This window comes from Paraburkholderia phenazinium, from assembly GCF_900100735.1.
GTDB classification, from domain to species: Bacteria; Pseudomonadota; Gammaproteobacteria; order Burkholderiales; family Burkholderiaceae; genus Paraburkholderia; species Paraburkholderia phenazinia.
In genome coordinates this window covers 149242-163478 of record NZ_FNCJ01000002.1, presented here as the reverse complement: position 1 = coordinate 163478, position 14237 = coordinate 149242, and the positions used below count along the sequence as shown (strand labels likewise).

Annotated in this window: 15 protein-coding genes; 9 read left to right on the top strand and 6 right to left on the bottom strand. The window is 63.1% G+C overall.

The window, feature by feature from the left end; all coding sequences use genetic code 11:
* Positions 1-53: 53 nt before the first annotated feature.
* From BLQ92_RS41050 to BLQ92_RS04595, 6 genes are all read left to right on the top strand, one after another.
* A complete protein-coding gene (locus tag BLQ92_RS41050) occupies positions 54-1757 on the top strand; it encodes a methyl-accepting chemotaxis protein (protein ID WP_090682139.1) in 1704 nt (567 codons plus the stop codon).
* Between the two features lie 209 nt (positions 1758-1966).
* On the top strand, positions 1967-3532 hold the full coding sequence (locus tag BLQ92_RS04615) for a sensor domain-containing diguanylate cyclase (protein WP_090682136.1): 1566 nt from the start codon (positions 1967-1969) through the stop codon (positions 3530-3532).
* 155 nt (positions 3533-3687) lie between these two features.
* Positions 3688-4158 (top strand): hypothetical protein, encoded by a 471-nt coding sequence (locus BLQ92_RS04610; RefSeq protein ID WP_090682134.1) that lies wholly within the window; start codon positions 3688-3690, stop codon positions 4156-4158.
* Positions 4159-4219: 61 nt separating this feature from the next.
* Positions 4220-4594, top strand: a complete 375-nt coding sequence (locus BLQ92_RS04605) for a DUF2784 domain-containing protein (protein WP_090682132.1) — start codon at positions 4220-4222, stop codon at positions 4592-4594.
* A gap of 62 nt (positions 4595-4656) precedes the next feature.
* Entirely contained in the window at positions 4657-6243 is a 1587-nt protein-coding gene (locus BLQ92_RS04600) for an SH3 domain-containing C40 family peptidase (RefSeq protein ID WP_090682131.1), read from the top strand.
* A gap of 89 nt (positions 6244-6332) precedes the next feature.
* Positions 6333-6488 carry a DUF3309 family protein gene (locus BLQ92_RS04595; protein WP_090682129.1) on the top strand — a complete coding sequence of 52 codons (156 nt, stop codon included), beginning with the start codon at positions 6333-6335 and terminating at the stop codon, positions 6486-6488.
* Between the two features lie 133 nt (positions 6489-6621).
* On the opposite strand, the gene BLQ92_RS04590 is transcribed toward BLQ92_RS04595, so the two are convergent.
* A complete protein-coding gene (locus tag BLQ92_RS04590) occupies positions 6622-7515 on the bottom strand; it encodes a glycosyltransferase family 9 protein (protein ID WP_090682128.1) in 894 nt (297 codons plus the stop codon).
* Positions 7512-8510 carry a glycosyltransferase family 9 protein gene (locus BLQ92_RS04585; protein ID WP_244106314.1) on the bottom strand — a complete coding sequence of 333 codons (999 nt, stop codon included), beginning with the start codon at positions 8508-8510 and terminating at the stop codon, positions 7512-7514. The genes BLQ92_RS04590 and BLQ92_RS04585 overlap by 4 nt, the downstream gene beginning before the upstream one ends.
* Before the next feature lie 358 nt (positions 8511-8868).
* On the opposite strand from BLQ92_RS04585, the gene BLQ92_RS04580 reads away from it, so the two are divergent.
* Positions 8869-9741 carry a hypothetical protein gene (locus tag BLQ92_RS04580; protein ID WP_090682126.1) on the top strand — a complete coding sequence of 291 codons (873 nt, stop codon included), beginning with the start codon at positions 8869-8871 and terminating at the stop codon, positions 9739-9741.
* Positions 9742-9751: 10 nt separating this feature from the next.
* Here BLQ92_RS04580 and BLQ92_RS04575 read toward each other — a convergent pair whose 3' ends face one another.
* The 3 genes from BLQ92_RS04575 to BLQ92_RS04565 all read right to left on the bottom strand — a co-directional run bounded on the left by BLQ92_RS04575 (position 9752) and on the right by BLQ92_RS04565 (position 11589).
* Positions 9752-9934, bottom strand: coding sequence for a hypothetical protein (locus tag BLQ92_RS04575; protein WP_090682124.1), 183 nt, complete (start codon positions 9932-9934; stop codon positions 9752-9754).
* Between the two features lie 70 nt (positions 9935-10004).
* Complete coding sequence (locus BLQ92_RS04570) at positions 10005-10970, bottom strand: serine hydrolase domain-containing protein (protein ID WP_090682123.1); 966 nt, start codon at positions 10968-10970, stop codon at positions 10005-10007.
* A gap of 190 nt (positions 10971-11160) precedes the next feature.
* Complete coding sequence (locus BLQ92_RS04565) at positions 11161-11589, bottom strand: GNAT family N-acetyltransferase (RefSeq protein WP_090682121.1); 429 nt, start codon at positions 11587-11589, stop codon at positions 11161-11163.
* Positions 11590-11792: 203 nt separating this feature from the next.
* Here BLQ92_RS04565 and BLQ92_RS04560 point away from each other — a divergent pair, with 203 nt between their 5' ends.
* Together BLQ92_RS04560 and BLQ92_RS04555 are read left to right on the top strand one after the other, a co-directional pair.
* Positions 11793-12209 (top strand): MarR family winged helix-turn-helix transcriptional regulator, encoded by a 417-nt coding sequence (locus tag BLQ92_RS04560; RefSeq protein WP_090682918.1) that lies wholly within the window; start codon positions 11793-11795, stop codon positions 12207-12209.
* A gap of 68 nt (positions 12210-12277) precedes the next feature.
* On the top strand, positions 12278-12562 hold the full coding sequence (locus BLQ92_RS04555; RefSeq protein WP_143016509.1) for a hypothetical protein: 285 nt from the start codon (positions 12278-12280) through the stop codon (positions 12560-12562).
* 104 nt (positions 12563-12666) lie between these two features.
* Here BLQ92_RS04555 and BLQ92_RS04550 read toward each other — a convergent pair whose 3' ends face one another.
* Positions 12667-14214, bottom strand: coding sequence for an MFS transporter (locus BLQ92_RS04550; RefSeq protein WP_090682118.1), 1548 nt, complete (start codon positions 14212-14214; stop codon positions 12667-12669).
* Positions 14215-14237: the final 23 nt, after the last annotated feature.

Sequence of the window (14237 nt, the reverse complement as noted above, 5' to 3'; positions counted from 1 at the left end):
GCGCAATCGCCCTCCGCAGTGATCGTTTTTCCCCATCGTGTACAGGTATCTGAATGAACAAGCTGACGAACACAATCAAGTTCAAGATCATTCTCGCGCTCGGCGCGTGCATCGTCTTGATGATCGGCATCGGATTGATGGGCGTTCGAGGCCTCGCGACCCTAAGCTCGGACATGAGCTCGATGTACACCGATAGCACGGTACCGATCGAAGACCTCGCTGCCACGCAAGCGAACGCGCTGAAGATTCGTCTGACGTTGAGCCGTCTGCTCACCATTCACGATCCGGCCGAAGCGAAGCAGGCAAGCGATCGTATCCGCGACCTGCAGAAAAAACTCAACAGCGCGTGGACCGACTACTACCCGGCCAAAGTCTCCGCTGACGACGAGCGCAAAATCGCCGATCAGATCGCCACGCAGTTCGTCGACTTCAAGTCGTTGACCGATACGGCGCTCGCCGCCATCGACAGCGGCAATATCGACGCCGCCGCCCCGTCTCTCAACAAGATGCGCGACGTGGGCAATGCGCTGTCCGACACGGTCGACCGCGACATCGACATCAACGCCACCCAGGTCAAGCAGATGGCCGACCAGGGCACGGACACGTATCACGCACTGCTGTGGGTCTCGATCGGTGCGATCGTGCTGGGCCTGTGCGTGGCCATCGGTGCCTCGGTGTATCTGATGAGGGCCATCATCACGCCGCTGGGTTCGGCAGTCGACGTCGCGCAGCGCATCGCCGAAGGTCAGCTTGAAAACCCGCTCACGATCCATTCGAAGGACGAATTCGGCGATCTGCTCGGCGCGTTGAAGCAGATGGACACGCAACTTGCCGATATCGTCCGTGGCATCAAGACCTCGAGCGAATCGATCATGGTGGCCTCCAGCGAAATTGCTGCCGGCAACATGGATTTGTCCTCGCGCACCGAAGAGCAGGCCGCTTCGCTGGAAGAAACCGCGGCCAGCATGGAGCAGCTCACCGCCACCGTCAAACAGAACTCCGAAAATGCCCGCCAGGCCACCACGCTGGCCGGCAATGCTTCGGACGTGGCGGACAAGGGCAATGCAGTGGTGGAGCGCATGCTGGTAACGATGGGCGACATCACGGCGAGCTCGTCGAAGATTGCCGACATCACCACACTGATCGAAGGCATTGCTTTCCAGACCAACATTCTCGCCTTGAACGCGGCGGTGGAAGCGGCACGCGCAGGTGAACAAGGACGGGGCTTCGCCGTGGTTGCCGGCGAAGTGCGCAGTCTCGCGCAGCGCTCCTCCAGCGCGGCAAAGGAAATCAAGGATCTGATCCAGAGCTCGGTGGCGACGATTCACAACGGTTCGTCGCAGGCGGAAGAAGTGGGCCGCACGATGGCCGAAGTGCAGCAGGCCATCAAACGGGTCGCCGACATTAACGCGGAAATCTCCGCGGCGTCCGACGAACAAAGCCGTGGCATCGAGCAGGTGAATCAGGCCGTCGGGCAGATGGACGAGGTCACGCAACAGAACGCGGCCCTCGTGGAAGAGGCATCGGCGGCGGCGCAATCGCTCGAACAACAGGCGGCGCAGCAAAAACGCGCGGTGTCCGTGTTCAAGGTCAGCGAGAGCAAATCGGCAGCAGCAGCACCGCGCGCCGTCGCCACTGCGGCCAGGGCACGCGCGCCGCTCGCCCGTCCGGTAGCGAAGCGCACGCCAACAGTCGCTGCCAAACCGGCCGTGGCACTCGCCGAAGCCGGTGGCTCCGAGAGCTGGGAAACGTTCTGACGCGTGAGGAACGCAGTGCGCAATCGCCGCATTCGCGATTGCGCACTGCCCGCGAAAACGCGCCTCGCGCGAGTTCTCCTCCTGACTGGGCCCGGAAGATTCTGTAAGATTCCGCCGATATACTCGGGCCGCCCGCTAACCGGCATTTCAAATCCCTTGTCGAGCCGTGACATGTAAAGCGCTCGCAATGAGCCGGCCCATCAGACCTTATGCAAACCAGTGATCGCGCCCCACCCCCGCCTGTGCGGGGCTTACAACGTCTGCACAGGTATCTCGGGGCTCGTGTCACCCGGGTCGCCGTGCTGGCGGGACGCCATCCGCTGGCCGTCGGGGCGCTCGGCAGCCTGCTCGCGCTGGGCGCGTTCGCGCTCACCCTGGTCACGCTGGCCGCCGGACGACAGGACGCACTCGATCATGCGCGCGATACCTCGCGCAGTGTGATATCCATGCTGAGTAACGACGTCCAGCATAATTTCGAACTGGCCGATCTCTCCCTGCAGGCGGTCGCAGCGGGATTGCGCGACCCGCTCGTGATGCAGCTCGACCCGAATATCCGCCATAAGGTGCTGTTCGACCGCACCAGCACCGCGCACGAGATCAGTGCGGTATCCGCGCTGGATGCGAACGGCAACGTCGTCGAATACGGTGCGGGCACTCCGCCCAAAGCGAATCTCGCGGATCGCGATTACTTTTATGTGCACCAGCAGAGCCGCGACCTCGGCCTCTACTTCTCCAAGCCGTTCCACTCGCGGCTGCGAGGCGGCGCAAGCTCGATCGCGCTAAGCCGCAGGATCGACCACGCGGACGGCTCGTTTGCCGGGGTGGCCGCGATCGCCATCAGCCTCGACTATTTCCAGCAGGTTCTCGACAAGCTCGAGGTCAGCCCTCACGGCATCAGCATGATCGTGCGCGCAGACGGCACCATCGTCGCGCGCAGCCCGCAGATTACGAGCTCGACGCGCTTTCTCATGGTTCGCTCGGCGCCGTTTCTACGACTCCTCCAAGGCGAGAGCGGCTCGTTTTCCGCGGTCTCGCCGATCGACGGCATCACCCGTCTCTACACCTTTGCACGCATCCCCGGCACGCCGCTGATCGCCGTGATCGCGCCGGCCGAACAGGACGTGCTCGCCGAGTGGCAACGCCGCTCCGAAATCGTCGGTGCGTCCGCGCTGCTCGTGTCCGGCACGTTTATCGTGGTGATCTGGCTGCTTGCCTTCGCCTTGCGTGACCGCGGCGCGATGCAGTCGCGCCTGGAACACATGGCGCAGACGGATTCGCTCACCGGCCTCAATAACCGGCGCGCCCTCGACAGAGTGCTGCTGACCGAATGGCAACGGATGCAGCGAACAGGACGCGAGTTGTCGGTCCTGTTCATCGACGCGGATCACTTCAAGCGCTACAACGATCAGCACGGCCATGCCTTGGGCGACCTGGCGCTGCAACGCATTGCTGCTGCGCTCGCGCGCCATCTGCGGCGCCCCGGCGACACGGTCGCCCGTTACGGCGGCGAAGAGTTCGTGGCGGTCTTGCCCGATACGGACGAACGCGGCGCGCTCAACGTCGCCGAAGCGATTCGCCGCGACATCGAGGTGTGCCATAGCATCGACGCCAAACGGCGCATTCCTGCGGTGACCGTCAGCATCGGCTGCGGCACGGCGCGCCAGGGCCGCGACACCTCGCTCGATGCTTTCATGCGGCGTGCCGATGCCGCGCTCTACGTCGCCAAGACCTCCGGGCGCAACCGCGTCGCGGCCGCCGGCGCGGCGAATCTCTGAGCACCGGCGCCCGTCCAAGGGCCTAAGGGCGGCAGCGCGCAAGGGTCTGTAAGTTACGGACAGGCTGCAGTAACCCTACAGAACCTCATCTCGACTATCGTGTAAAAGTGCTCGGCGCACTGTCGCGCCGGCCCTGACCCGATGGAATCGACAACATGAAAAAGGCCATTCCGACCGCGGCGTTGCGCACCACCTTGACCGCTGCTTTGACCGTGCTACTGAGCGCCGCCGCATCCTCTGCAATCGCCCAGGACGCCCCGCCGCCGGGCCCGCCGGGCCACGGCCAGCCGCCTCGCTTCGATGCCATGCCGCCGCGCGGCGCCGGCTTTGCAGCCGTCAACGATCTCGAACAACTGCGTCGGCTGTACGCCATGACCGGACGCGAAAGCGAGATCATCGCGGTCTATCATGATGTCTTGAACAAGACCCAAGACCCGATGTTGCGGCACTACGTTTATGACTCGCTGGCGCGCGAGCAACTGAAGCCGGCCAACCCGGATCAGGCGATCGCAACGCTGCGCACGAGCCTCGCTGAAGATATTGCTGCGGCAAACCGCGCTCCTCATGGCGATCACCCGGACGACCACCCGGCCGCCGATGCGCCGCCGCCACCCCAGCCGCAATAAGCGAGAGCCGCATCGTCCCGCGCGGCAAGCGAGCGTTTGCCGCGCACCGTTTGAGGACATCATGCTTGCTCTCGCGGATGCGGTACTCACCGTGCATGCCCTGCTCGCCGCGTTCATCGTCTGCGGGCTGCCCGCCATCTGGATCGGCTCGCTGCTGAGCTGGAGATGGGTGCGCAACCGGACGTTCCGCTTCGCCCACCTGTTCGCCATCGGCGTGGTGGCGCTGCTGTCCGTGCTGGATATTGCCTGTCCATTGACCGTGCTGGAAGACTGGCTGCGCACCGGCGCAGTCGGCTCGCAGGGCTGCATCCAGCGTTGGGTGGGCCGGCTTCTGTTCTACGATCTGCCGGCCTGGGTATTCACCCTCGCCTACGTGGCGTTCGCCCTGCTGGTGCTGATGACCTGGTGGCGCGTGCCGCCACGGCAACGCACATAGTCTTCAACTCGACACGCAGACCATCGTATGATCTGCACCTTGGCCACCCACTGTCGAGCACCATGCCGTTTGCCGCATTGCCTTGTATCGAAGCCGCTGCCCTGAAGCTGCGCCGGCTAGCCCTGCCGCCTTCATGGCGCATATCAGCCCACACCCGCCTGCGTCTCACCGCCGCTGTGCTGTGCCTCGCCCTCGCGGCATGTGCCACGCCGCCGGCGCCGCCCGCCAGCGAGGCACGCATCGATCCGGTCAGCGTCTTCCCGATGGACGCCTACGACCAGAATGTCGATCACTGGCTCGACCCGGCAAGCAGCGGCTACGACCAACCGTTTCTGAGCGCGGCGGACCAGCAGACCCACTACGAAGCGCTGCGGACCCGCTACTTCGGCGCCGCCGCCGCGGATCCTTCGCCGTGGAACCCCAGCTTTGTCGACACGCGCGTCTACCGCGATGGCGGGGCCGATATCGCCGCGTTGCAGCGCCGCCGCATTGCGCAGTACGACAACACCGGCAAAACCGCTCGCGAACTCGGCTACGGCCAGAACTTCCGCCCGCACACGCAAGCCTGGATCGACGCGATCGAGCAGAACATGGACGTCGGCCAGTTCGAACATGCGCCTGGTTATGCCGCCGCGCACCGCGCCATTGCTACGGACAACGCGCTGATCCGCGAACTGCCGACCATAGACCCATCGTTCTACGACCACCGCCTCGCCGGCGAAGGCTACCCGTTCGATAACCTGCAGGTCTCGGCGGCCCGCCCCGGCACACCGCTCTATGTTCTGGGCAGCAGCCGCGATGGCGGCTGGTACTACGTGCAGACGCCGGATGTGCAAGGCTGGGTCCGCAGCGACAAGGTCGGCATGGTGAGCGCCGCGTTTGTCGATATCTGGCGCAGCGCGGCGCGCAATGGGCTCACGGCGGTGATCGCCGCATCGGCGCCGGTGCGCGATAGCCTGGGCGCGTTCCGCTTCGATGCGCCGGCCGGCACCTTGCTGCCAGTCGCGCCTGGCGACAACCCAGGCGTGCGCAGCGTCATGGTCCCCGCCCGCGACGCCAACGGCAATGCCGTCGCACGTATCGCACAACTGAACGATACGCAGATCGCCACGGCGCCGCTGACCGCCACCCCGCGTCACCTGGCGGTGCTGCTCAAGGCCTTGATCGGGCGTCCCTACGGCTGGGGCAATATGGACTTCTACAACGACTGCTCGTCGGAGACGCAAAGCATCTTCGCGGCCTTCGGCATCTGGCTGCCGCGTCATTCGTCGACGCAGATGAGCGCCGGACGCATGACCGACCTGTCCGCCGCCACGCCGGCCGAGCGCCTCGACTATCTCGTCAAGCATGGCGTGCCGATGCGCACGCTGATCTATATCGGCGGCCACGTGATGCTGTATCTGGGCAACACCACGCACGACCATCAGTTGGTGCCGCTGGTCTATCAGGACGTGTGGGGCTTGCGCCCGGCGGACAACAGCCGGCGCGCGATCATCGGCGGCTCGGTGATCCTGCCGCTGCTCGTGCAATACCCGGAAGATCCGAGCCTGCAATCGCTGGCGGCAACGCCGGTCTTCCAGGTCAGCGTCATCGGCGCGCCGGCCGAAGGCACCCCCGTTCAACCCGACGACGACAATCCCGCCGGTTGAGCCTGCGGGCATGCGAATTGCGTTAGTGCTTGTCAAGCGCGGGGGCCGCCGGCCCTCGTCACGATCAATCACACGTATTCGGAGGCGTTATGTTGGGAACCATTCTTCTGATCGTTCTGATCCTGCTGCTCATCGGCGCCTTTCCCGCATGGCCGCACAGCCGCTCGTGGGGCTACGCGCCGTCGGGCACAGTCGGCATTGTGGTGATCGTCGTGCTCATCCTGGTCGTCATGGGCCAGATATAACGGCCGGTCACTGTGACATTGCAGAACGCGCAGCCCGTCAGTTTGAAGCCTTGTTTGTAAAACCGGCGGGCAAATTCACCGCTTCAATCTCGGCTGCGCACCGCTTGAAGAGCGGTATACGCAACGCCAGACGCTAGCTGGAGCGCGGCCCTTCCTGGAGGCGCAAGCGGTCGAACGAGCGCAATACGCGGCTTCCGGTCAAGGCCAGTTTCCAGTAGCGCTCTTTCAGCGCGCCGACCACAAACAGGTTATAGGGCAGCACAACTTCGCCGCGCCCCCAGTTGGGCCGCCAGGTGCGCGCAATGCCGCGGCGCATGAATAGCGACAAGGTCGGCACGCCAAGCGCGGAGGCGAGATGCCCGAGACCCGAATCGTTGCCGATAAACCAGCCCGACTCGGCGATCCACGCCGCCACGTCGGCCAGCCGGTCGAACGAATGAAGCCGCTGCGCCGCGTCGCGCTCCGTCAGCCACGTCTGCCGCTCGCACGGCGCCACCAGCAAGGTAGGTTGAAAATCGCGTTGCACGAGTTTGCGCACCAGCGCGACGAACTTCTTGCGCGGCCACATTTTCTCGATGTGACTGCCGGTCGGATGAATCGCCACCCGCCGTTCGCAGGCCCGAAACCGGATCCAGTTCGGGACGGTGATGCCGTTGTGCCGCGTGACGTCGGCAAGTCCGAACGCGTCGCGCGCTACCGCGACGATCATGTCGATCATATGCCCGGGCGCCTGAAAGGCTTCGCAGCGAACGATCTCGCACACCTGGCCGTCGGCGGCGAGCGACGCCCCGGACGCGGTTGCGCGTAGCTGAATCACCAGCTCGAACGGTTCGCACACGTCCTGCTCGTCACGCACATCGATACCCGGGAACCAGTCGATCAGATCCTTCACCACCCAGCTAAAAACCGTGGGCCGGTAGCCATTGCGGATCAGATTGTTGACCAGCACCATCATCAAGAGCGTATCGCCGATTGCCGCCGGCATCACGACGGCAATCGATGCGGCACCTTCAAGCTTCGTCTTCATCTTTCAGACCTCTGCGCTGAATCAATCGGCCGGGACTGCCCGGCGACACGCAAACGAAGGGCGCCGAACGCCTTCATGACCCGCCCGGCGCTAATGCTCTCGCGCCACCAGCGCTCTTTCAAACCGGCGGTCGGCACCCACCACGACGGCAACACAATGTCCCCGGTGGTAAAGCCCGGACGCCAGCGCTGCGCCACCCCGCGCCGCCGGAACACGGTGAGAGTCGGAATGCCCAGCGCCGACGCGAGGTGCCCAACGCCCGAGTCGTTACCGATGAACCAGCCGGATTCATAAAGCCATGCGGCAAGCTGAGCCGACGAGGGGAACGAGCGCAGTGGCGGCAAATCGCTCGCGAGCTGCCCCCAGCGCGACCGCTCACGCGCCTCGAGGACGAATTCGACCTGCAGGCCAGCAGCCTGCAAACGGCGGGACAGGTCAACAAAGCGCTGGGGCAGCCAGCGTTTGTCGGGGGTGCTGGCCTCGGGATGGATCGCCACGCGCGAAGCGTGCTTGCGAAAGCTCAGGCCCGCGGGCGCACGCATGCCGTTCGATGTCTCGGCATCGTGCAGGCCGAAGCGTGCGGCGGCAAAATCGGCGAAGCGCTTCGCCATGCAATGAGGACTCTGCGCGTACTCGGCTTCATGCAGATCGATGAAGCCGGCATGCCAGCCGCCTAACTGCGCGAGCGGCCGGTCGCGGTGCATCTGGACCACATACGGGTAGCGTGCGAGCACTTCGCGAGCCTCGTCCGGCGTCAACGCAGGTGCGATGCTGAATTGGGGAAACCAGGCTGCAAGCGCGTAGGCATGATCGCCGAACACATCGACGCGCCAGCCCGCGCGCACGAGATTTTGCGCGACGATCAAGAGGTTCAGAGTGTCGCCCAGCGCAGGCGACATCACGAAGGCGGCAGTGCTCGTAGCCGATTGAGCGTCAGGCATGCCGGCCCCGACCGAATCGGTGCGATTCGCCTGTTGCGCCTGATCATTGCCCATACACTCAATCCAGCCAAAGTCGATTCGAGCGGATGTTGCCACACAATCGGTAAATCCCGGGTTTCCAAGTCTTGCAGCATATTTCTGGTCAAAACGGCTGAAATGGGCGCCCCGTCGACAACCGCGCTGCCTGGGCGATTAGATTTCGAAGCATTTCCTGGGATGTTCCGTGACCGAGTGCCGAGTAGCGGGGGATACCGGCCGCCGGGCGAGTGCTGAGGCCAGTTCGTTGAATCGGCTCCCTGCCGGACCGGGTGTTTTCTTCGGCTGGCCCGTGAAATTTTCCGTAAAAGTCTGGCCCGCGCATCCGGCCCGTCTTCATGCACTATGCCGCTGAATTCGACCGCCCTTTCCAATCATGCAAGTTGCCGTATGCCTGACCTCGTTCAATCGTACTGATTGCGCGCGCATCTCCATGGAGATCATCAAGCTGAACTGGGCCCGCCAATGGCCCGTTGTGCACGCCTGCTCCGATGCCGGCTACACGGCTTATATCGAAGACGTGCTGGTCAGGCGCGAACCTCGTCCGCTGACCGTAGGCGCGGCCGATCTGTTGCTCGCCTCGATCAATGCCGCAGTCACCGATTTGAAAGTGGACTATGTGATTCATCTCGAGGCGGACACCTGGATCTTCAACCAGAACGTCATCAAGCGATATCTGGATCAGCTTGCCGGGACTCCCGGCGCGGTCATCGCCGCCTCGTCGTGGAGCACCGATTGCGTGCCGGCGTGGAAGCGCTCCCCGCGATTGGGACGGCGTTTGCGTGCCCGGCTTGCGGGCGTGCTCAGACCATTTGGTCTGCGCTACGGGATTCGCGAGACCAAATCGCTCTCCACGCAATTCTTCATCGCCAAGGCGACACCGGACTTTCTGCAGATGCTGTCCACGATTCGCGTGAAGGACGACGATTTCCTGGAGAAGGTTCTGTATACCGCGGTAGTCGAACGTTTCGGACGCCGAGCCATTGTCGACATGCCGGAACGCGAGCCGGTTCACCCGCGTTTTCGCCACGCCTGCGAGCCGCTTAGCCTGTTCTGCCAGCACTGGCCGAGCGCGGAAGACGCGCCCTCAGCCGAGACTCACCCCGATCTGACTCTGGCCGACCGGCTGCGCGGAAAGAAAGAATGCCTGGCGAGCGCCTCCCTAAAACGACACGGCCCCTACATGCAGCAACTGCTCACAAGCAGCGACCTGGGCTATTACAACGGCAACGCCAAACGCTCGGGATGAGGCGAAACGCTCAACGATCCGGCAGGAAAACGAACAACACGACCAGGGTGACCGCCGTCGACAGATGCAGCAGCACGTGCAAGGTGTTCGGCACCATACCGTTGCGCATGGGCAGAAACGAGTGCGTGTTGCCGAACATGATCCGGTAACGCGCGGCCCGTTTTGCATCGGGTCGAACCAGGTAAGTTTCCATATTCGAGTCGTGTCTTTGCCGGGTTAAACGGGTTATTTTCAGGCGAAGCGATCGTTGCAGGACGTCACGCTTACTGCGCGATCGCACGCTCCATGATTTCCAGAAGCTGCGGCCGGCCCTGGCGAGCGGTCGTGAAACCGGCTAGCGCGATACCGGTGTTGGGCGAATAGTAAGCGGCTGTGCCCCAAAAGCCGAGATGCGAATAGCATTCGCGCCCGGCGACGGACGTCACCGAGATACCCAGCCTATATTCCTCCGCCTCCTGATGGCTGCCCTTGCGCAGCATTTCAGCCAGGGTCTCGGGGCGCTCGAACACGCGTCCCTCAAACAGGTCTGCCGTGAACGTCGCCAGGTCTCGCGCAGAGCTGACCAGTCCACCGCCTCCGTACAGATCCATCGTGGCGTTGATGTCGGTCACATCGACCTCGCCCAGAAACTGGCGGGCACGCGGCTCGGCGCCAGACGGTTGCGGCTCGACGATTTCCCACCAGGTTGAGGTCATGCCCCGGCTATCGAAACGCAAGGCTTCCCGCACGACGGCAGCCAAGGGTTGAGCGGTCACACGCTCGAGGATATCGCCCAGCAGGACGTACCCCGTGTCGGAATAACGAAACGCCGCCCCTGGCTTGCCCGGTGACGGCGCATAGGCGACCGATAAACGCACCAGCTCCTCGCGTGTCCATGCGTGCGCAGGATCCGCCAGCACGGACTCCATGAATCTCGGATCGTCGCCGTGATCGTAAAGCCCCGAGCTGTGACTGAGCAGGTGGCGTATGGTCATCGCGGCCGTAGCGTAACCATGCGTGCTCAACACGCGCTCCAGTCCTGGCGAGAGCAGAGACCCAATGGGCGCATCGAGATCGAGGCGGCCTTGCTCCCATAAGCGCAAGACCGTTGCCGCCACGAAGGTCTTGGTGTTGCTTGCAATCCGCAAAGGGGTGTCGACACCCAAGGGCCTGCCCGCGGACGCATCCGCCAGGCCGACTGCCACGCCCGCAGGTTTGGCGATGCTCTTACCCGCAACGAATACAACCATTGGCGTATGCGAATTGCTTAGGCTCACGCTTAATTTTTCAAACGGCAATTGGTGTCTCCCCATGATTTTTATTCGATTATCCTGCGCCGAAGAAATTTGAAAAGTGATTCAGGTGAACGGCGGAGCCGAACGCGGCCGGTGACGGGGGGACGCCCACCCAAGGCGGCCAAGGCCACCGCGACCTAAGGCTTCAGGCAAGCGCTTTCGTCATGAAGACGCGGCTCGTCCCGGGCGGATCGCATGCGACCTCGCCGAAGGACTGCCAGCCGTGCTTCCTGTAGAAATCGGGCGCCTGAAAACTGATCGTATAGAGCACGGCTGCGCGACACCCGCGCTTGCGGCCTTCGGCCTCGGCGGCGTGCAAGATCTCGCTGCCGATTCCCGAGCCGCGCAATTGCGGCGGCAGATAGAACAGGTCCACAAACATCAGCCCCAGCGACGTGCGGCCAGTGAGACCGCCGATTACCCGATGCGTGTCCGGGTCTTTGACCAGCACTGCAAGGGGGCGATTGTCGTCGCAGCCGGTTTGCTGCAGATTGAACTCGGTAAGACCGTCGCCGATGAGCTCGATCTCGTCCGGGCCCGGTGCATCAGTCACGATGATGGAAGGTGTTGGCATGTGTCGTCGATCAGGTTTATGTCTGACGCGCAACGAGCCGGCCCCACGACAACCGGATCACCCGCACGCAGCCAATCTTAACGCCGTTGCGCGTTGAGGGTTCGCGTCGTGCACCACAAGCGCATCGCTGCCGCGTTGCCGCAAGCCCTCGATGAGGCGCAAAAATAGTTGCCATGCTAACCATCATGCGCTTTAATACCGTCATGTTCGATCACTGCCTCTACTTCAACTCGGTCGCACTGGCCCGCCAGGTCGAGCGGGAATGGGCGGCTGTCTATGCCCGCTTTGGCTTGACGCCGGCGCAAGGTTTTGTGCTGCGCGTCGTGCTGGCCTCGCCCGGATGCCTGAGCAGTCAGGTCGCTGATGTATTGGGCATTGCCCGCCCCACCGCTACCCGGCTTATCGACACGCTTTGCGAGAAGGAACTGGTCGAGCGCCGCCAGGGAGAGGCGGACGGCAGGGAATGGAGCGTCTATCCCACCCGCACGGGCAAAGCGCTTGACCGGCCCATCAATGAGGCCAGCGCCGACATCGCCAAGACTTTGCGCAGAAAAGTCGGCCCCGAACTATTCGAATCCACTGTCTCCAACATGCACAACGTAAGAAAGGCGCTTGATTAAACCGCCTTGGGTTGTTTTGTCATCACGCAGTGCAGATGGTTGTCTTGCTAATCAAATTGGGAATCCATATGGAAGAGCTTTCGGCACCGGGTATGAACGCCTGCGAGGCTGCGCAGCTGCGCGCCCGCAAGGCAGAAGAGAAACGGTATTGGAGCGTCGGCATCGCGATCACGCTGCTGCTGGTCGGCTTGTTTGCGGCGGCGCTCCACTTTGCGGCGCCGAGCGCTCGCGCGAACACTACGCTCTGTCTTCAGCAATTCGCAAACGACGAGCACGTCAGTCTCGAAGCGTTCTTTCAGAACCCCGCGCAACAGGATGCCTTCGTCCAGGCCATGACCGTATGCTCACGCTAGGCAAACCAGACAAAAGCGCGGCGCGCCAGGCCAGTCGACTTGCGACGGCTTGATCGCACCGCGATGCCGCATTCCGCCAGGAAACCTGACGGATTGGCGAAGACCTAGCCGACGTAGTTCGCTGCAGCGCGTGGCTGAGCGCCAGGGCCGAAAGTCAATGCACTAAGCATGGACAGAACCCACGCACCCAAGGCGCCATACAGCATCACCAGCCCGAAACCATGCACCAGCGCCGCGTGAGCGATTGCACCGTGCGGATCCAGCACTGTCAGCGCCGGAGTGCTTTGGCTTAGCAAGCTCATATCGCCGGCCGCCACCTTCTCGGCGAGCAGGCGCAAGTACCCGCCATCCGCACCTTCCGGCGCCGAACGCTTCAGGTAAGACAGCACGCCCTCGAGCAGGATGAACCCCATTACGGCGATGTTGATGGCGAGACTGATCAGCCTCGCACTCATATCGATGCCCGAGGCCATGCCCACCCGGTCCGGCGAGACCGCCCCGGTGGCCGTATTGGTCACCGGGGTGTTGGTCAGGCCGAGTCCGATCCCGCACAGCAGGCAACCCGGCAACATCGTGAGCCAATCGGCATGCTCCGCGCTGCTGCCGAACTTCATCAGGATGAAGCCGAGGCCGATCGTGAACATGCCCAGCGGAATCACCCGGCGCGCTTCGAAGCGCAGCACGAGCCGCTCGGCCAACGGTGGGACCACAAGCGTAGGCAACGTATAAGCAAGCAACGACAGACCGGCGCTAACGCTCGCATAGCCGAGCGCGCCATGAAAATAGATCGGCAGGTAAATCATGAACGGCCAGAAGCTGAAGTTCATCCCCATCGAGCCGAACAGCGCGCCCGAAAAGCTGCGGATGCGCAACACCGAAAAGTCGAACATCGGCCGGGGACTGCGCTTTTCGACAATCAGAAACGCAATGAAACTCAGCGCCGCCACCGCGATGATGCTCATGGCAGGGACGCTGCCGAAGCCGAGATCCGGTCCTTGCGTGATGTAGTAAACGAGGCCGAAGCACGCCACCGAAAGCGTGACAACGCCGGGTACATCCAGATGTTGCGCATGCGGATCGCGCGACTCCTGGACACCGGCGAACACCAAAGCCAGCGCGACGATCGAAACGAACACGTGGATCAGGAAGACCCATTGCCAGTTCGACACGGCGACGATCAAGCCGCCGATGATCGGACCGAAGCCAAGGCCAATGCCGAAGATGATCCCCCAGGCGGCAAACGCGCGACTGCGTTCACGGCCCTCCTGGAACTGATGCGACAGCACCGCCACCTGGCAGATCAGCATCGCGCCGCCGCCGATGCCCTGAAGAAAGCGGCTCACGATCAGTACGGACACGCTTTGCGCCAGTCCGCACAAGAGCGAAGTGAGCGCGAACAGCACGATGGTCGCAAGGTACATGCGGCGCCGGCCGAAGCGATCGGCCAGCGCGCCGGTCGCCATCAGAACGGTGGTACATGCAATCGTGTACGCGTTCATGATCCATTGCATCGACTTGAAATCGCCGTGCAGCACGGTTTGCAGGGTTGGCAGAATGGTCGGCACACTCGATATCTCAAGGCCGAACATCAGTGAGGTCAGGCACACCGCCGCGAGGGCGAGCGCGTTTTTTGGAGAACGGGAAAGCGTCATGGATATCGCCTGAAGTGGATAGA